Origin of the sequence: Photobacterium ganghwense (genome assembly GCF_017329545.1) — a bacterium.
In the GTDB taxonomy this organism is placed as follows: Bacteria; Pseudomonadota; Gammaproteobacteria; order Enterobacterales; family Vibrionaceae; genus Photobacterium; species Photobacterium ganghwense.
This window is the reverse complement of the sequence record NZ_CP071325.1, coordinates 2,168,272-2,186,617: the sequence shown is the minus strand read 5'-3', so window position 1 is coordinate 2,186,617 and position 18,346 is coordinate 2,168,272. Positions and strand designations below refer to the sequence as shown.

Sequence of the window (18,346 nt, the reverse complement as noted above, 5' to 3'; positions counted from 1 at the left end):
ATGCCGGTTGAAGGATCGAAAGGATGCCGACCGGCAAATTCGGGGATGTTTCAATGGAAAAACCGCGCCTGTCGTTTTGGCAAATTTGGAATATGAGCTTCGGCTTTATGGGCATTCAATTCGGCTTCGGGCTTCAGAATGCGAATGTCAGCCGGATATTTGAAACGCTGGGAGCCAGTATTGAGCAAATACCGATACTCTGGATTGCCGCACCGCTGACCGGGTTACTGGTACAGCCGATCATCGGTCACTTCAGTGATCGCACCTGGACCGTACTGGGTCGCCGCCGCCCGTATTTTCTGCTGGGGGCCATTGCCTCATCATTGGCACTGATCGTAATGCCGTATTCACCACACCTCTGGGTGGCTGCGGGTATGCTCTGGATGCTGGATGCCTCTATCAATATTTCGATGGAGCCATTCCGGGCACTGGTCGCGGATAACCTGCCGTCATCACAACGCACGCAGGGTTTTGCGGTTCAGACCTTCTTTATTGGTATCGGATCTGTGGTGGCCTCTGCCATGCCTTATCTGCTGAGTAATGTGTTTGATATCGCCAATACCGCACCGGCCGGAGAAGTACCGCCGTCAGTGAAAATTTCTTTCTTGTGCGGGGCGTTGGTTTTTCTGGGATCGATCCTCTGGACAGTATGTCGGACCAAAGAGTATTCGCCACAGCAATTGGCGCTGTTTGATGGCGAGCCGCTGTGTGAACAGGAACCCAAAGCGTGCTGGCAAACCTTTCTTTGCGATATAAAAGCGATGCCAAAGACCATGGTACAACTGGCCCTGGTGCAGTTTTTCTCTTGGTTTGCTTTGTTTGCGATGTGGATTTATACCACATCTGCGGTAACCACCCATATTTTCGGTACGTCTGATACCAGCTCCGCATTGTACAACGAAGGGGCGGACTGGGTTGGATTGTGCTTTGCAGCCTACAACGGTATTTCAGCTTTGGCGGCCTTTATGCTGCCGTGGTTGGCACAGAAAACCAGCCGCAAGTTTGTTCACAGCCTCAGCCTGGTTATTGGCGGAGTCAGTTTAGCGGCTATGGCGCTGATTAATGATCCTGCAATGCTGATGCTTAACATGGTTGGTATCGGTCTCGCTTGGGCCAGCATTTTGTGCATGCCTTACGCCATTCTGGCAGGGGCGTTACCGTCCCGGAAGATGGGATTCTATATGGGGGTCTTTAACTTCTTTATCGTTCTGCCGCAAATTTTGGCGGCCGGTATTCTCGGCTTCTTCACCCGTTGGGCATTCGGTGGAAACACCATGATGGCTATCGTATTGGGTGGGATCTCCATGATTGTCGCCGGGCTGATGGTGATTCGCGTGAAAGATGAAGATGAGCCGAACCGGGTACGCAACTCTGAGCAAAAGTCTGCCGCCGTGCTTTCTGCTGCAATCTAGTTAGCCGTTAGTCGATAGGCTGAATCGCTTCTGTGGAAACAGGCCAGTTCGTTCACTGGCCTGTTTATTTTTTGCTTTATTGTTTCCTGCTTCCTGCTTCCTGCTTCCTGCTTCTGGTGGGGGGGAGTTGTTTGGGTCGCAAGCCCTGTATAGGGTTCTCGCAAACAACCTCACTGAAATGTTGGCGTCCGCTTTTCCAGAAATGCTGACACCGCCTCGCGGGCTTCATCACTGCGAATACACTCCACTAACTGACGGTTTTCCTGCTCAATGGTTGCCAGCAGGCGATCCCTGTCATGGTCCAGCAGCATGGCCTTTGAAATCTTCATGGCTTGTGGTGGTAACAGACAAATGCGCTTGGCCTCCTTCAGTGCCCGTTGATCCGGATACGCTTCAATTGCATTGATAAAACCAAGTGACAGCGCTTCATCAGCTGCCATCGCCTCACCAAACAGCAGCATGGCTTTGGCTTTGCGGATACCAATGATTTTTGCCAATTCTGTGCTGGACGCCATTTCCGGGCATAGTCCTAATGGAACAAACGGCGTTTTGAAAAGCGCACTGGCGGAAGCATACACGATGTCGAAGAACTGCAGCATAGTGGTGCCAATCCCGATCGCGGGTCCGGAAACGGCTGCAATGAGGGGCTTATTACACAAGATGAGCGCTTTCATGAACCTTTCGACGGCAAAGCCAGACATCCCTTTTGAAATAGCGAGAAAATCCTGCATGTCATTGCCGCCGCAAAAGACATCCGGTAATCCACGAAGGACCACCGCCCGAATCGCTGGGGTCGCGGACGCCTGCTCAAAGGCTTCCGCTAACTGTTGATACATCTGCTGATTGAGAGCGTTTCGTGCGTCCTGGCGATGAATCTGAATATCAAGGATCGCATCTTCCTGATTGACAAGAATATCCATATTTTTCTTCCTGTTGTCGGCCGAGAGTTTCTCCCTGAGAGGGCTGCTCTGTGTCGTCCTGTTGTTCCGCTTTAACTTCAGTGCGTTCTGATTGACTATTTTAGGTGTCGAGCGTTGTCATTTAAGCGCAGATCGAGAAAGATATCTGTGATGCTACCTTTGAAACAGTTGTTTAACTTTTCAAAGATACGCTGATTAAGCGGCCTCACTCAAATTCTCACTTCTAAACACTCTCATTCAAAGAATGTTATTCCAACGATGGCCCGATGACTGGATGACGCTGTGAATTCTGGCTGGTTGGGTATAATGCCTGTCGAGAATATATCAAGAAGGAGCGCCCCTTGAAGACAGAATCTACGCCTATAGAGCAAATGTGCTGCGCAATGTTGCAGGCTGTTCGGACAACAAAGCCGCTGGTGGTGAATCTGACCAACTATGTTGTGATGAACAATACAGCCAATGCATTGCTGGCTGTTGGTGCTTCGCCAATCATGGCGCACAGCCGGGAAGAAATGGCGGAAATGATGGGGTTTGCCGGTGCACTGGTCATTAATATCGGGACGCTCGACAGCCACTGGATACCACGGATGTACTACGCGGTGGAGAAAGCAAACGCTAATAACAAAGTGGTGGTACTGGACCCGGTGGGCTGCGGAGCCAGCGCGCTACGGACAGAGGTTTCCCGTAAGCTGGCTGCGTTGGCAGAAACCTTGATCATTCGCGGGAATGCATCTGAAATCATTGCACTTGCCGGGGAAGCGGCGCAATCAAAAGGGGTCGATGCACTGGACAGCAGTGAGCAGGCCCTGAATGCGGCCAAACAACTGGCACACCAGCACCAGTGTACTGTGGTGATCTCAGGTGCGACCGATTACGTGGTGTCCACCGACAAGGTCTGTGCGCTGGACAATGGCCATGCCATGATGCCAAGAGTGACCGGCATGGGGTGCAGCCATACTGCGCTGACCGGGGCTTTTGCCGCGGTGTGCGAGGATACCTGGGAAGCCGCGCTGGCCGCAACGGCCGTATTGGGAGTGGCTGGTGAGCTGGCCGCAGAAAAATCAGCCGGGCCGGGGAGCTTACAACTGAATCTGCTTGATTCGCTATATCTGCTGGGTGAGCCTGCGCTGGCGGCCCGTCTGAACGCCAAGCTGCTTGGAGGCACGGCCAATGCCTGATTACAGCCTGTATCTGGTCACGGACGAGAATCTGGATCTTGAACAACTGAAGTTCGTGATCAAAGAAGCCGTTGCCGGTGGCGTGACTATGGTTCAGTTGCGTGAAAAACACGGCGATGTTCGTGAGTTCATTCAGCGTGCCATGGTTGTTAAAGCGCTGCTGATGGAAACCGGGATCCCGTTGATCATAAATGATCGGGTGGATGTGGCGTTGGCGGTCGATGCCGATGGTGTGCATCTGGGCCAGTCTGACATGCCTGTCGCAATCGCCCGCCAGTTGATTGGCGATGACAAAATTCTGGGGCTTTCGGTGGAAAATGAGCAGCAACTGGCGGATGCGCAACACCTGCCGGTGGACTACCTGGGGCTAAGCGCGATTTACCCGACACCAACCAAAACCAATACTGTGTATGCCTGGGGGCTGGACGGGTTAGAGAAAGCGGCGGGTGAAAGTCGATTGCCGTTGGTGGCTATTGGTGGGTTGAATGAAAGCAACATTAAATCAGCCATGGATGCCGGTGCGGCTGGGGTCGCCTTAGTGTCGGCAATTTGTCATGCGACATCGCCAAGCGATGCGTGTCAAAAGCTGCGTAAGCTGATGCATGCCGACTGAGGTGAGGAAGGAAGTAACGTCAGCCGTTGTGACATCCAACGTGTTGACGTTTTCTTCCGGCCCGCGAAGTGCTTTTGCATCACTGCGAAATGTTGTTTCGGTCAGATAAAAAATGTCTCGAGATACAGCTGTTCCACTTCTTTTCTTGCCCATTCGGTTCGGCGTAAAAACGTCAGGCTCGATTTGATACTCGGGTTGCTGTTGAAGCAACGGATGTTGATTTCGCGTCCCAGGGCTTCCCAGCCGTAATGATCAACCAGCTCTTCCAGCAGTCTTTTCAGAGTGATGCCGTGTAGCGGGTTATTCGGTTGGTTTGTCATAATGGTGTCTCTTTAGGAGTCAGAGTGAGTGGGTAAAGTGGTAAGCTGCGTCGAAAACAGAAAGGCTACCCGAAGGTAGCCTTTTTTGTCAGCAATTTTATTACTGAACTTAGAAGTTCGCAGAGCGTGGTGTACGTGGGAATGGGATCACGTCGCGTACGTTACCCATACCTGTTACGTAAGAAACCAGACGCTCAAAGCCCAGACCGAAGCCCGCGTGCGGTACTGTGCCGTAACGGCGCAGATCGCGGTACCAGTTCATGTGCTCTGGGTCGATGTTCATCGCACGCATACGCTCGTCCAGTACGTCCAGACGCTCTTCACGCTGAGAACCACCGATGATTTCGCCGATACCCGGTGCCAGTACGTCCATCGCTGCGACTGTCTTACCGTCTTCGTTCATACGCATGTAGAACGCTTTGATATCTTTCGGGTAGTTTTTCACGATAACCGGGGCTTTGAAGTGTTCTTCAGCCAGGTAACGCTCATGCTCAGAAGACATGTCGATACCCCACTCAACGTCGAACTCGAAGTCACGGCCAGAGTCTTTCAGGATCTGGATTGCATCGGTGTAATCAACCTGAGCGAAGTCTGAGTCAACAAACTGCTCAAGACGCGTGATGGCGTCTTTGTTGATACGTTGTGCGAAGAACTCCAGGTCATCCCGACGCTCTTCCAGTACAGCTTTGAACACGTACTTCAGCATGTCTTCAGCCAGCTTCGCAACGTCGTCCAGATCGGCGAAAGCCACTTCTGGCTCAACCATCCAGAATTCCGCCAGGTGACGGCTGGTGTTGGAGTTTTCAGCACGGAACGTTGGGCCGAAGGTGTAAACCTTGCTCAGGGCACACGCGTAAGCTTCAGCGTTCAGCTGGCCTGATACGGTCAGGAATGTTTCTTTGCCGAAGAAATCTTCGTTGAAATCCACATCGCCTTTGTCTGTACGAGGCAGGTTGTTCATGTCCAGTGTAGAAACACGGAACATTTCACCGGCACCTTCACAGTCAGCAGCCGTAATCAGCGGCGCAGACATCCAGAAGAAACCTTGCTCGTGGTAGAAGCGGTGAATCGCTTGCGACAGGCAGTTACGAACACGGGCAACCGCACCGATTACGTTTGTACGTGGACGCAGGTGAGCCACTTCACGCAGGTACTCAATAGAGTGGCGTGTTTTTGCCATTGGGTAAGTATCTGCATCTTCAACCCAGCCAACAACTTTCACTTCGGTTGCTGCCAGTTCAAAATCCTGGCCGCTGGCCGGAGACTCAACGATTTTACCGGTGACCTCAACAGAGCAACCAGTAGTCAGCTTCAGCACTTCTTCCTGGTAATTATTTAACTCATTTGGGACCACGGCCTGAATCGGGTCGAAACAAGAGCCGTCATAAATGGCAAGGAAAGAGATTCCAGCTTTGGAATCGCGACGCGAGCGAACCCAGCCACGTACAGTCACTTCACTGTCGACAGCTAGCTTACCGCTCAGTACGTCTGTTACAGGCGCGTAAGTCATGTGTAAATTATTCTCCGTTAAGGCACTTTTATTGTTGTGCCATCGGGCATAAAGCCCCAGACACTGTCCAAGGGTTCAATATTACCTGTCTGGCGTCAGGCATCAAGCCTTGTGATGGCCTGATAGGGTAAATTGATGAAGTAATCGCTCTAATTGCTCGGCTAAGTGCTCAAGATTTACGCTAATCTCTTTCGACGACTGTGCATGACGTGCTGTATCGTCGGCATGCTCGGTGATAATTTCAACTTTTGAGCGAATGTCATCGGCAAGGGCTGCCTGACTTGATGACTGCTGCTGAATGTCGACCGTATGCTGGTTGACGGTCTGGATATGATTATCGATAGCAGCCAACGCGGCGGAAAGCTCACGAATCGTTTCGACTTTTCCGTACGCAGTCTGGCAGGTGGTTTCAATGGCATCAGCTGAGGCTTCGCAGTCCTGATGCAGATTGTCGATAATGGTATGGATATCACCGGTGGCCTGATGGGTGCGAGTGGCCAGATTCCGGACTTCGTCGGCGACTACCGCAAAGCCGCGACCCTGCTCTCCAGCGCGGGCTGCTTCAATGGCGGCGTTAAGCGCCAGCAGATTGGTCTGCTCGGCAATACCGCGGATCACATCTAAGATGCTGCCGACCTGCTGACTCTGCGTATGGAGGTGATCGATACGTGCTTTGACGTGTTCAATGTCATGGACCAGCTGCTGAATGCTCTCACCGGCTTCCTGCGCCAGTTGCGTACCTGACTGAGCCGCCTGTGAGGCCTGACGACTGAGCGCGGCGGTTTCGGTGGTGTGTTGCTCAACGTCATGCTGTTGATGCTGCATGTTGTCGATAGCGGTAAACATCAGGCCGGTTTCGTAGCGCTGACTGTCCGCAGCCTGATTGGTGCTGCCGGAAACCTGGGTTAACTGGCTGGCCTGTTGAGTCAGGGACTCCGATGTTTGTTGCACCTGACGCAGGCTGGCAGAGAAATTGTCCAGCATATGATCGTAGCTGTGACACAGTTCGCCAATCTCGTCGGTGCGGGATGAGTTCAGACGCTGGCTGAGATCTTTATTCTGGCTGGCGGTTTTCATATAACCGGACAGGCGGCGCAGGGGATGAACAATAATGTTACGGATCATCATCAGCGCGAACAGGAACCCGGCAGCGGCGATAGCCGACATGATAGCCCCAGCGTTAAGTAATTGGCTGTCAACCCGCTCATAGAGCGGACCAAGATTGTATTCCAGGCGGACGACGCCCAGCACTTCGTTCTCCGGCACGATATGGCACTGCAGGCAATTGGTGCCCCGGTAGTTGCTGCTGGCTTTCATTGGCAGGGCAACCAGCAGGGTTTTTCCGTTCGGGGTACTGATGGTTTCGCTGATTTGCTCGCCGGCAAGGGCTCGTCGGTCGAAGTCATCCACCGGCTTCTGGTAGTCCAGACCGGGGCCAAACATATTGACCACGCCGGGTCCGCGAATCACTCGGACATTCTCAATGCCGTTGTGAGACAGGACTTTTTCACGCAGTGTCTCTTTTTGTGACATGGTGCCGGTCAGCATCATCATATTGAGGCTGTCGAAGTAGTTACCGGCCTTGTCCAGCGTTTGCTCGCTGATGACCGATTCCAGCATGGTTTTTTGCTGACGAGCCTCATAGGCGAGAGAGGCGACCAGCACGACCAGAAAAACCATTAATAGGGTGAGGAGGAGTTTATGAGCAATGGTAAGACGCATCTTCCTTAATCTCTTACACATATTCTTGTTGTGGATATAGTGTAATTGCTTGCCATGTTAATAAATAGTTTTCCTGCTATGACTGTGATGTAAGCCACGATAACGTTTTATCTACAGGTAATTGCTTGTTATTCATTCTGTTTTATGTTCGTTATGGCTGGGAACCCAGTGTGGAAGATGGCCTGAATAATCGTCATGCAACTGGCAGTAAAAAGCCCGCGAGGTGACGCGGGCTCGGTAGCGAGGCTGTGGGAATAAGAAAGGTGTTATTCCCATAGGGTATTTTTATCAGGCTGCTGGCTGCTCGGTAAAGGCACAGGTCTGGCCGTCATTTAAAATGGTCCCGGCTGGTGGCCCGGTCGGCTCAGCAGGAGGCTCGCCTTCCGCTGGTGGCGGGGTCTCCGGTGCTTCAATGGGCACCACGTCCGGTACTTCACTGGCATCGATCAGCGTGACGATATCACTCCAGATTTCCCCTTCATTGTCCCCGTACAGCAACGTGTCATCGGTCTCCCAACGGGTTTGGTGGTTGAAGGCTTTGATGGCCAGTTTCAGGCCGTCAGTATCTGACAGTTGAATCCGTTCCTTCATTGAGCCATCAATGGCTTCATAGTACAGGGTACCGTCATCTTCCAGTTTCCAGCGGATGTCGAAGTTAAAGCCACAACCGTCTGAGTCCACATAGCTGCCGAGGAAGTAGTCACCGGAAAAGTTATCGGTCAGCTTGAGGTACCGTGACGAATCGCTGGCGAACGTCAGAGCTTTGTCGTCACTCAGGTTACCGGTCTGGCCAACCAGCAAGGCTTCCGTAAACCGCGGCACCCGGCCATACCAGGCTTGTTTACAGGATGCGGCCTGAGTCTGGTACTCCTCCTGAGTTTTCTTCACCATTGGTGTGGTGGTGGTCTGATCCCAGCCGGAATCATTGGTCGTACAGGCGGCCAGTTGATCGGCCTGATACTCACGGGCCATGAAGTTTGTAATGACCGTTTCCTCAGGCTGACCGTTATCCGGATGGATGTACTGCTTAATCGCCATAACCCGCAGGGCATAGTCGTAGTTGGTCTTCGCCCAGTACTCAAAGGAATCCGGTGTATCGGCATTTTCCAGCACTTTCAGGTAGCTGTTATCCAGTAGTGTCCAACTGCGGTTACTGCCGCTGACAGGTTCGGTGTGGCGGTAAAACTCCCAGGTATTATCACTGCGCAGGATCTGAGCTGTGATCTCACCATCTTCGGCAATCTGTACCAGGGTTTTGTCGACCAGATCACTGACGCCCTGAGTGGTGAAGTGCTCGTCACCCCCACACTCTGTTACCGCGTTGAGGAAGAGGTCTTCATTTGCCAGTGCGGTATTTCCAAAGATACAGTTATCAAAGGCGGGCAGGTTGTCCCGGGTCGCAGCGGCAAAGATCTGATCTTTCGCATCATTATCAAAACCGGAGTAGTGGAACTGTTCGCCATCCAGCAGGGTTTCGCCGATGTTGACGAATCCGCGGTCAACCACCAGGAACAGTGCCAGGCTGTTGAAACGGTAGTTATCAGACAGTTGTTTGATGACATCGGGGACATCGAAACGGATCATCTGTTTGCCGGCAACCGTTACCGGAGACCAGACACCTTGCTCCTGAACCACCCATTCATCGACCGCAATGTTGCTCCAGTAACGGACGGTAAACAGGCCGTCATCAATTATTTCTACGACCACGTTATCGCTGAGTTTAAAGCCGTTCACGGATTCAAACTCTGGCCCGGCATTGGCCTGAGCAGTGATCAGCTCATCCAGACTGGTGAAGGCGGTATCCGGCAGCTGTGTGGAGTAAACGCGGCAGGTGTCTTTGTCGTTGGTGGTGTCACACAGCAGGTACGTTTCTTTTTCCGGCCGCCAGGTGAAATAGAAGCCTGAGGCATTTTCATCAAACGTCGCAGTATTTTTGATATAGCGGGTCATGAAATGATTTTCCCGGCTCGATAGAAAATCGTGGATCCGTTTTCCTGACAACGAATAGACATTCGCCTCCAAGGAAATTCCCGACTTATCATCTTTCGTCAGACCGGCATCGGTCAGCATCGCGGTTCTCTGAGTCGCCAGGATGACTTTCAGGTAGCTGAACAGCCCGGTCCAGCCTTGAGAGGTAAGCACCTGATGTGTGACATCTTCTGTCCCGAATGCGGTTGAGCCGCTGAGATAAGTAAAAAATTCACTCAGATTAATGTCTTCGTTACCACTTTTTTTCCAGCGGAATTCTGCCACTTCGGTCTGTGAACCGTTATACGAGGTGCGGTCCGACATCAGGACAGTACCATTGTTACTGCTGCCAGCGGCAACCTGCCAGTAACCGTCGTTCAGAATGGCTTTAATATCAGCCAGCGCAGCATCCTGCTCGGTATAAAAGCGCTCAATACGACCGTCGGTCATGGATTTGACAATAGAAAGCTGCATCAGATCTTTCAGTGTCATGCCTTCCAGGCCGATTTGGGGGAACAGGGTATCGCGAATATCCAGGGCCATGTTGTTGATGTCCTGTAGCGCAAACAGCACTTTACCCTGTGGCGCATCGGTAAACACCTCAGTAAATACCCCCCAGTTGCCGTCTTTGACGATGCGTTTGGTCAGGGCGTAGTAAGTCATCGATGTTTCCAGCGTGACCGTCAGGCGTTCGCTGGCCAATGGAGTCATATAAAGACCCTCAGGCAGTGCTTCACCCAAGGTGAATTCGGGGATCCCCGCCGGATCAATCAGCAGTACCGCGTTGACTCTGGGTTTGGTATCGCCGGTAAACGTATAAATCCCTTCACCGTTTGTCTGCCAGTCGGTCAGCTCGATGGATTCCAGCACCTTACCTTTATCGTCCAGCCAGACTGCGGCAAAATTTTGTTCTGTCAGATCTTTCACTGCGTTGGCGTAAGCCTGAGGAAGCAGTGACAGTGAATGTTGCTGAGCCAGAGTCATTTGGTCAGGCAGATCGACAGAGACTCTGAAGTCGGTCGTTACCGGTGTGGCCGGAGCCGCAACAGGATTGGGTGTCTCACCTCCACCTCCGCCACAGGCGGTCAGAAGCAGGGCGAAAGCCGTCAGGAAGCAGTATCCCAGATAGCTACGCATAATATTTCCCCACAAATGATTATGACTATTGGTTTTTTGCTGAGTATAGATAGGACAAAATTAGCCATTGTTAAGAGGGGGAAGGTGTCTCAAAGAATAAGCGGCCGTCTGAAAAGTGAGACGACCGCTTGAAGGTGATGGGGTGGTGCAGATCAGAGGCTTAGGCAATCGCCAGATATTTGTGGGTCTGAATGGACAGACGCCAGTTGCGGGCAATGCAGGTTTCAATGCACAGCTCGGTCGCACGCGGCTTCTGGCTGATTGGCTGAAGCGCAATGCTGACGTTTGTTTTCAGATTTTTGCCAGCCAGCAAATCATCGAGTTGCTCGATGTCCTTGGTTGTTCCAACCGGATGCTTAATTTCGTCAGCCCGCTCCAGTGCGCTTGGCAGCACAGGAAGCTTGGCCTTCATGTTGATTTTTGGCGACACGGTTACCCAGGTGTTGGCTGTGGCCTTCACTTCTGATGTTCCGCTGGTTTCAATCTGACAACGGAAACCGGCCTGCTCCAGTGCTTCGGTCAAAGGCACCAGATCGTACAGGCATGGCTCACCACCGGTGATAACAACATGCTTCGCGGTGTATTTCTGATCATGGAGCAGATTCACGATGCCCTGAGCATCCAGCTCAGTCCAGGTCGGAGAGTCGCCTTTTTTCGCCATGATCTCAGCAATTGAAACATGATCCTGCGGCTCTGCCGACCAGGTCTGTTTGGTATCGCACCAGGCACAACCCACCGGACAGATCTGGAGTCTGACAAAAATGGCCGGTACGCCGGTAAAGACACCTTCGCCCTGGATGGTTTCAAAGACTTCGTTAATTTTGTACACCGCAAACCTCGTGGTGAGTTGAACAAGAGTTGAACCGCGGCATTATGGCAAAAAAGCTGTGAGCTGTCTTCCAGTAGATAAATTTTGGTGGTGAATTAACCGCGACCATTTTGAGGGAAATATGAAGCGGCATACAGTTTTCACTGATTGATTTCGATTTCCCTGTGACTCTTGTCACGTCCCATGAAACTTCGGCTTCACAATTACTTCGCAAAGTAAAAAAATTCAATTGTTCATCTTTATATCTACATTTTTTCAGGAGTTAAGGCATGTATGTCGCTCAGCCTGGTCATATCGATCATATCAAGAGAAACAATGCCGGCAGCGTCTACAAGCTCATTGATCAGCTTGGCCCTATCTCACGGATTGAACTGTCAAAGCGCAGCCAGCTGGCACCGGCCAGTATCACGAAAATTACCCGTGAGCTTATTGATGCTCATCTGATAAAAGAAACCGCTATTCAGGAAGCGGCCAGCCGGGGGCGACCGGCGATTGGTCTGATGCCGGCCAATGAAGGGTGGCAGTTTATGTCTATCCGACTGGGGCGTGGCTATCTGACCATCGCACTGCATGAGTTGGGGGGCGATATCCTGATTGAAGAACGTCAGGAAGTGGATGTGCTGGAGCAGGATGAAGTCCTGAAAAAGCTGATTTCCGAAATTCATACCTTTTTTGCCAATCATGTGAATGAGCTGGATCGTATTACAGCGATCGCGGTTTCATTGCCGGGGTTGGTGAATGCGGAAGCCGGAACCGTACTGCAAATGCCGCACTACAATGTGCATAATCTGGCGTTAGGTCCCGCTATCCATGAAGCTACTGGATTGCCGGTGTTTGTTGGCAATGACACCCGCTCATGGGCGCTGGCTGAAAAACTGTTTGGGAATTCGCGCGATGTGGCGAACTCGATACTGATTTCTATCCACCATGGTGTGGGTGCCGGTATTGTGTTGGACAATGTGGTGTTATCGGGCCGTATCGGGAATGTGGGTGAGCTTGGCCACATTCAGATAAAGCCCTATGGTAAACGCTGCTTCTGCGGAAACCATGGCTGCCTGGAAACTGTGGCCAGCCTGAAAGCGGTGCTTGAGCAAGTGGAGCAGCGTCTTCGCGAAGGGCATCCGTCCACGCTTCACGGCAAAGTGCTGACAATCGAGGGTATCTGTGACGCCGCGGTTGCCGGTGACAGTCTGGCTCGCCAGGTTATCGTTGAGCTTGGTCATCACCTGGGACAGGCCATTGCAATTATGGTCAACCTGTTTAACCCCGATAAAGTTCTGATCGGCGGAGAGTTTAACCGCGCAAAAGAAGTGCTGTACCCGGCCATCATGGATTGTGTCCGAACGCAGTCACTGCCGGTTTATAATCGTGATCTGATGATTGAAGAAAGCTGCTTTTACACTCAGGCAACGATGCCCGGTGCGGCGCTGGTGAAGCAAGCCATGTATGACGGCCACCTGCTGATGAAGTTGATTGAGGGATAATGTCGCCTGTTCATTAAACCTTCGTTGCATGATTTTCCTGACAGTATGGTTTGCAAAGTGTTGGTATCTTTTACACCTGATAAACCGTACGAATATAAAACCCAGTAAAAACAGTAATATAATAACTGGCACACAATTCGCTTAGTAGTGAGTGATTCTATATCGGGGGAAACACTCATGATTAAGCAAACTCTTTTAGCATGTTCACTGTCCACACTGTTCCTGGCTGGCGCTGCCAATGCAGAACTGATTATTGATGACTTCAGCGTTGATCAAGCAAAGATTGAGGTAAACGGTGTCGGTAGCCTATCCACTTCTGTAACAGGGCCAGATAGTGTTTTGATGGGTGAAGAGCGGGATATTCTCGTTGATGTTACCTCTGTGGCCAACAACAACTTAGGGGCCAGTGCTTTTGTCGGCAGTGGTTTTCTTTCTGTGAGTGTTGACACTCTGACATCCGCGACTGTGTCTGTTCAGTATGACGGCACAGATAACTCACCAAATATCAACGCAGCGGGTTTAGGTTCCAGAAACTTTGCGTTAAACGGCAGCGGTTTCCTGTTTGAAGTGCTGTCTCAGGACCTTGATTTAGGCATCCGCATCAACACTTGGTGGGGTGGCGGTGCCTCAACAAACTCAGCGAATCTGGTGACAACATCGTCAGCTCCTGGGGTCGTTTATATCGATTTCAGTGATCCTATTTTTGGTGGCACCGATTTTACGGACATTTCTGCCCTGGAATTTATTTTCAATCCTGATGGAGAAAGTAAAGCCTACGACGTTTCATACGGCATGGTATCAGTACCAGAACCCGCTTCTATGTTCCTGTTTGGTGCGGGTTTGCTGGGCTTCGCGGGGATGAAACGCAGAAAACAGTAATTCAGACGGTTGGGGCTTTCTTGCCTGCCTGTTGTGGAGTTGTCTGAGGTCAACCCTGGCAGTCAACGACAAACCGGATGACCCGCGAGTACCACCTGATTAGCCAGACGAAAGCAGACGTCTGGCTTTTTGTTTTTTCTGCCGGTAGAGAAATGCGCTGCCGATGATCAGTACGCCCAGCACGTTAGCGAGGGCATCAAACAGCGAAAATTCGCGCCCCAGAGGTAACAGACCCTGGGTGAGCTCAAGCAGTGACCCATACAGAATCAGTGCCAGACAGGTTGCTCTGGGGTAACGGCGTAGTTGTGACGTACACAGAAACAGAAACGTCAGGCCGCCATAGGCGATCAGATGTAAAATTTTATCCAGAAAGAGAATGCCGTATTGCTGCAAATCGGCGAACTCGGGCTCATTTTGAGCGGGCACCAGCGAAATGTAGGCAATAAAGAGTGTGCTGGCTACGGCACCGAACCAGGCAAGATTGTTTCGCTGGAAGGGGGTGAATGTCATCATCTCAGGTTACTCACTCAAAGGCTTTGCTTCAGGGTAATTAAGTGCTGAATTGGAATCGCATAAGTGATTGCACTGGGGTCAGTGAGCATAGACTCTTTGCTGGTTTTGACGAAGACCTTATTGATAATGGCAATGACTTCACCGGTTTCCGGGTGATAAACCGGGCTGCCGCTGTTTCCTGGATAGGCTGTTGCATCAAACTGATAGACGTCATAAGGCTTTTTAAGTTGCCTTAGCTGCTGCACGGTCAGCTCCCGGGCATGATTGGCGGGCGTCGCAATGGGGGTAATACTGGCAACAATGCCCTGATGCGTTGCCGGGTACAGGCCCAGAATGGCACCAATCGGAAAGCCGGTGAAACTATAGCGCTCACCTTCCCGAACCAGGCGAGTAGAAAGACGTAACGCGGGTAAGGGGGAGCCAGCAATTTTCAGAATAGCCAGATCGTGCCGGGTATCCCGTTTAATGACAGTTGCGGTGCGTACCTCCGGGCTGCGGCCGGTACCGATAAAGACAACAAACTGCCGCTTACCGGTCAACAGGGAAGGGTTGACGACATGCGCATTGGTGGCAACCAATTGCGGGGCGATCACGAAGCCGGTACCAAACAACTGACCTCGGGGGCTGGCGGCTTTATCGTAAAAACCGACACCCACGATGGACGGTTTTATACGTGCAATGGTATCCGGCAGGTCGGCGAAAACTGACGCCGAGAAGCAACAGAGAAGACACAATAAGAATCGTCCTGACATGAATCCTCCATATGACGAGCCACAGCATCAGCTGTGGCTCGTGTTGGTTAGAAATCTGTTAATGGCATTGACCTTTCGGTAAGGAGAGCCCCCGGCCATGATTGCAGGCATACCCGCCAAGGTTTTTGAGGCTGCCACTGTCGGTTTTAGTGGCAGCACTGAGCGTCGGGTGTGCCTGAAACCGTTCGATTATTGCATTTGTGCCATCAGCTGATTTTTCTGCTGAACATGTTCCGGCGAGGTTGCCTCTACGGTATTCAGTATATCTTTGGCTTTCTCCGGCAGATGATTGGCAATCAGGCTCTCAGCATAGTGAAGCCCGATTTCAACACTGGCCCGTTTGCTCTGGTACGCTGCTTTCAGGGGCTCCAGTGAAGACTGAGTCTGTCCGGACTTCAGCAGGCAGTAACCATAAGTATCCTGTACTTCTGCAAACTCGCCCGCCAGCTCAAAGGCCTGGCTCGCCGGTTCACAGGCTTTGGCAAAATCGTTCTGATTCATATACAGCCAGGCCAGGTTATTGAGCGCAATAACATTTTTAGGCTCTTTCTCCAGAATGGCCCTGTAATTGGCAATGGCGGCGTCAGGTTCGGCTTTGACTTGTAGCTGCGCCAGTACCAGCACCAGAGGCTGAGCGGCTTCGCCTTGTTGGGTGATGTATTGCTTTAGTACCCTGACGGCATCATGAGTTTGTTTGTTTGCATCGTAAGCCAGAGCGAGGTCTTTGACGGTCGTGATGCTAGGGTAACGCTCGAAACGCTGCTTTTGTACATCCACGGCCTGAGCCGTTTGCCCGTTACGGGCATAAAGCTCGCCTTGCAGACGTAGATAATAGGCAGTGGTTTTTACGGCATCATTTTGTTTATCCAGAATGGCCTGAGCAGCTTGATACTGAGTGTCTTTCAGCAGCAAACCGACTTTCATCAGGCTAAAGCCGGGTTGGTCTACGAACAGTTTTTCGGCTTGTGAGGCTGTTTTGATCCCTGTGTCATACTCTTTGTTCATCTCACTCAGCTGAATGGTTCTGATATACGCATCCGGATTAAGCCGGTCGCGTTTTAGCCATTCAGTTGCTGCGAGTTGCGCTTTTCGGTAATCGCCGGATTTGAAGTGTAGCAGGGTAGCTAGACTGAAACTTTCGGCACTTTGTTGTACCGGAGTCAGACTCTCTAGAACCTGCAGACCTTTTGAGTAGTCATTCTGGCTGGCATAACCACGCGCCAGAATCATTTTCAGCGGCACGTCATTGGGCGACTGTTTGATTTTTTGTTCATAAAAAGCCAGCGCTTCCGGCAGCAGTTTGGCTTCTGTCGCAAACTGGAACAGGTTCCTGGCGATCACGAAGTTTTCCGGAGACTGCTCAGCCAGAGCCAGTGTATGGCGATAGGCATCTTCAGGTTTTCCGGTCAGCATTTCCAGCTTGTAAAGGGAAAGCAATGCCGTCAGGTTTTTCGGTTCGAGTCCGATAGCTCGCTCAAACTGTTTGGCGGCGAGGGGGTAATCTTTTTTCTTGGTGGCGATGTAGCCTTTCATGATGATGGCACTGACTTGATTAGGTTCTGTGCTCAGCCAGTCATTGACGATAGTCTCCGCCTGAACGATGTCACCTTGCTCAAGGTAGTAATACGCCAGACCCAGATTCGCCTCGGGTAAATCCGGTTGGACTTTCAGGATATTCTGAAGATGAGTGACACCCTGAGCTTCTTTATTTGCCAACTGCATCAGGCTTAACGTGAGGGACTGATTTTGTGTGTCGGTGCTGGCTTTGGATGCGAGGCTGAGTGCGTCTGTGCGACGGCCGATTTTGGCAAACTCCAGACTCATCTGATTCACAAATTCATTGTTTTCTTTGAGTGATAAGTCAAAGTTATTCAGCGTCTCCAGTGCCCCGTCCATGTTGCCTAGTTTGAACTGGGTTGAGGCGTACAGGCGGTTGATCAGGTGATCTTTTCCGACAAAGGGAATGACTCGGGCGAAATATTCGTTGGCCTGTTCAAACTGATTACGTGAGTATGCGGTTACCCCGGCAATGACAAACACCCCGATACTTTGTGAGCCATTTTGTATCGCCAGCTCAGCATGGTTTTGCGCATCCTGATAATTGCCGTTGGCATAATCGATACTGGCTTTCAGCTCGTTGGCCAGAGGGTGGGTAGGGGATACCGTCAGAATTTCATCAACATAAGTGTTTGCCTTGGTGTACTGCTCGTCTCTGACCAGAGCCTGAGCCAGAAACAGCATATAGTGTTTCGCCTGGGGCGATAGCGTCACAGCCTGCAAATAGCTTTCTGCGGCACGGCTGAATCGGTTGCTGGCCATCTGAATGTGGCCAGTTGTCAGCCATACATCGCTGTTTTTGGGAAAATGCTGAGTCAGTTGCAACAAGATTTCCAGCGCATCGTTTAACCGTGATTGCTCGGCCAGCAGTCCGGCATAAGCCAGCGTGGTGTAAAGGCTGCCATCATTGGCATCATCTTCCATTGCCAGATTAAGCGCCGCTTTGGCTTTTTCTTTCTCGCCATGTTGCAACAGCACCATGGCATGGATGGCATGAATGTCGGCCAAGGCTGAACTCAATTGGGTTTTTGCCTGGGTACTTAGTTCATTCAGGGAGAGCAAGTCACTTTGTCCCAGCAGGGCGCGAGCCAGAAGGGGCTCAATCAAATCGGGATTTTCACCGTATTTCAGGGCCCGCCGCAGTTCTTTTTCAGCGCCCGAGAAATCTCCGCGTTGTAAATACAAATCACCCAGCAAATACCGTGGCTCACCCAATTGCGGAGACTGCTGAATCGCATTTTTCAATTCGATGATGGCAGCACTGTATTCCTGCTTGGTAATGAATTGTTTGGCATTTGCAATATGGGTATCCGGGTCAATGTCGTTACAACCCGCTACTGAAACTGCCATCAGGCAGCCGGCGATAGTCGATAAACTTCGGTTTGTGATGAATTTGCTCATTGATATCCCGTCCATGACAAAAAAACACCTCATCAACAATCATAGACTCAGATTTCACCGTGAGCGGAGAAATGGCCGGAGAATCAATGATCACTCTTGCAGCCCAGTTGCTATGCTTGATGAGGAAACTGCTGGATAAGCAGTGCCCGTT

14 protein-coding genes are annotated in these 18,346 nt (G+C 51.4%); 5 read left to right on the top strand and 9 right to left on the bottom strand.

What is annotated here, in order from left to right; genetic code table 11:
- Window positions 1-53 precede the first annotated feature (53 nt).
- Window positions 54-1,412, top strand: coding sequence for an MFS transporter (locus FH974_RS09950; protein WP_047884228.1), 1,359 nt, complete (start codon window positions 54-56; stop codon window positions 1,410-1,412).
- Between the two features lie 170 nt (window positions 1,413-1,582).
- On the opposite strand, the gene FH974_RS09945 is transcribed toward FH974_RS09950, so the two are convergent.
- Window positions 1,583-2,332, bottom strand: a complete 750-nt coding sequence (locus FH974_RS09945; RefSeq protein WP_047884153.1) for an enoyl-CoA hydratase-related protein — start codon at window positions 2,330-2,332, stop codon at window positions 1,583-1,585.
- Between the two features lie 371 nt (window positions 2,333-2,703).
- Between FH974_RS09945 and thiM the strand changes: the two genes are divergently transcribed.
- A complete protein-coding gene (gene thiM / locus FH974_RS09940; RefSeq protein WP_047884154.1) occupies window positions 2,704-3,510 on the top strand; it encodes a hydroxyethylthiazole kinase in 807 nt (268 codons plus the stop codon).
- Window positions 3,503-4,123 (top strand): thiamine phosphate synthase, encoded by a 621-nt coding sequence (gene thiE, locus FH974_RS09935; RefSeq protein ID WP_047884155.1) that lies wholly within the window; start codon window positions 3,503-3,505, stop codon window positions 4,121-4,123. Before thiM ends, thiE begins: the two co-directional genes overlap by 8 nt.
- 101 nt (window positions 4,124-4,224) lie before the next feature.
- Here the strand turns inward: thiE and FH974_RS09930 are convergent, their stop codons facing one another.
- From FH974_RS09930 to queE, 5 genes are all read right to left on the bottom strand, one after another.
- Window positions 4,225-4,446 carry a VF530 family protein gene (locus FH974_RS09930; RefSeq protein WP_047884156.1) on the bottom strand — a complete coding sequence of 74 codons (222 nt, stop codon included), beginning with the start codon at window positions 4,444-4,446 and terminating at the stop codon, window positions 4,225-4,227.
- Between the two features lie 106 nt (window positions 4,447-4,552).
- A complete protein-coding gene (gene asnS, locus FH974_RS09925; RefSeq protein WP_047884157.1) occupies window positions 4,553-5,953 on the bottom strand; it encodes an asparagine--tRNA ligase in 1,401 nt (466 codons plus the stop codon).
- Between the two features lie 102 nt (window positions 5,954-6,055).
- Window positions 6,056-7,675, bottom strand: coding sequence for a methyl-accepting chemotaxis protein (locus FH974_RS09920; protein ID WP_047884158.1), 1,620 nt, complete (start codon window positions 7,673-7,675; stop codon window positions 6,056-6,058).
- A 288-nt stretch (window positions 7,676-7,963) separates the two neighbouring features.
- On the bottom strand, window positions 7,964-10,780 hold the full coding sequence (locus FH974_RS09915) for a hypothetical protein (protein ID WP_047884159.1): 2,817 nt from the start codon (window positions 10,778-10,780) through the stop codon (window positions 7,964-7,966).
- 160 nt (window positions 10,781-10,940) lie between these two features.
- Window positions 10,941-11,609: a 7-carboxy-7-deazaguanine synthase QueE gene (gene queE / locus FH974_RS09910; RefSeq protein ID WP_047884160.1), complete on the bottom strand. Its 669-nt coding sequence runs from the start codon at window positions 11,607-11,609 to the stop codon at window positions 10,941-10,943.
- 269 nt (window positions 11,610-11,878) lie between these two features.
- Here queE and mlc point away from each other — a divergent pair, with 269 nt between their 5' ends.
- Both mlc and FH974_RS09900 read left to right on the top strand, forming a co-directional pair.
- Window positions 11,879-13,093 (top strand): sugar metabolism global transcriptional regulator Mlc, encoded by a 1,215-nt coding sequence (gene mlc / locus FH974_RS09905; protein ID WP_047884161.1) that lies wholly within the window; start codon window positions 11,879-11,881, stop codon window positions 13,091-13,093.
- Window positions 13,094-13,270: 177 nt separating this feature from the next.
- Entirely contained in the window at window positions 13,271-13,972 is a 702-nt protein-coding gene (locus FH974_RS09900) for a PEP-CTERM sorting domain-containing protein (protein WP_047884162.1), read from the top strand.
- A 99-nt stretch (window positions 13,973-14,071) separates the two neighbouring features.
- Here the strand turns inward: FH974_RS09900 and FH974_RS09895 are convergent, their stop codons facing one another.
- The 3 genes from FH974_RS09895 to prsT form a co-directional block, all read right to left on the bottom strand.
- Window positions 14,072-14,485, bottom strand: a complete 414-nt coding sequence (locus tag FH974_RS09895) for a VanZ family protein (RefSeq protein WP_047884163.1) — start codon at window positions 14,483-14,485, stop codon at window positions 14,072-14,074.
- 14 nt (window positions 14,486-14,499) lie between these two features.
- The gene (locus FH974_RS09890; protein WP_047884164.1) at window positions 14,500-15,237 is read right to left on the bottom strand and encodes a S1 family peptidase; all 738 of its coding nucleotides are present in this window, start codon (window positions 15,235-15,237) and stop codon (window positions 14,500-14,502) included.
- Window positions 15,238-15,426: 189 nt separating this feature from the next.
- On the bottom strand, window positions 15,427-18,195 hold the full coding sequence (prsT, locus tag FH974_RS09885; RefSeq protein ID WP_047884165.1) for an XrtA/PEP-CTERM system TPR-repeat protein PrsT: 2,769 nt from the start codon (window positions 18,193-18,195) through the stop codon (window positions 15,427-15,429).
- Window positions 18,196-18,346 lie beyond the last annotated feature (151 nt).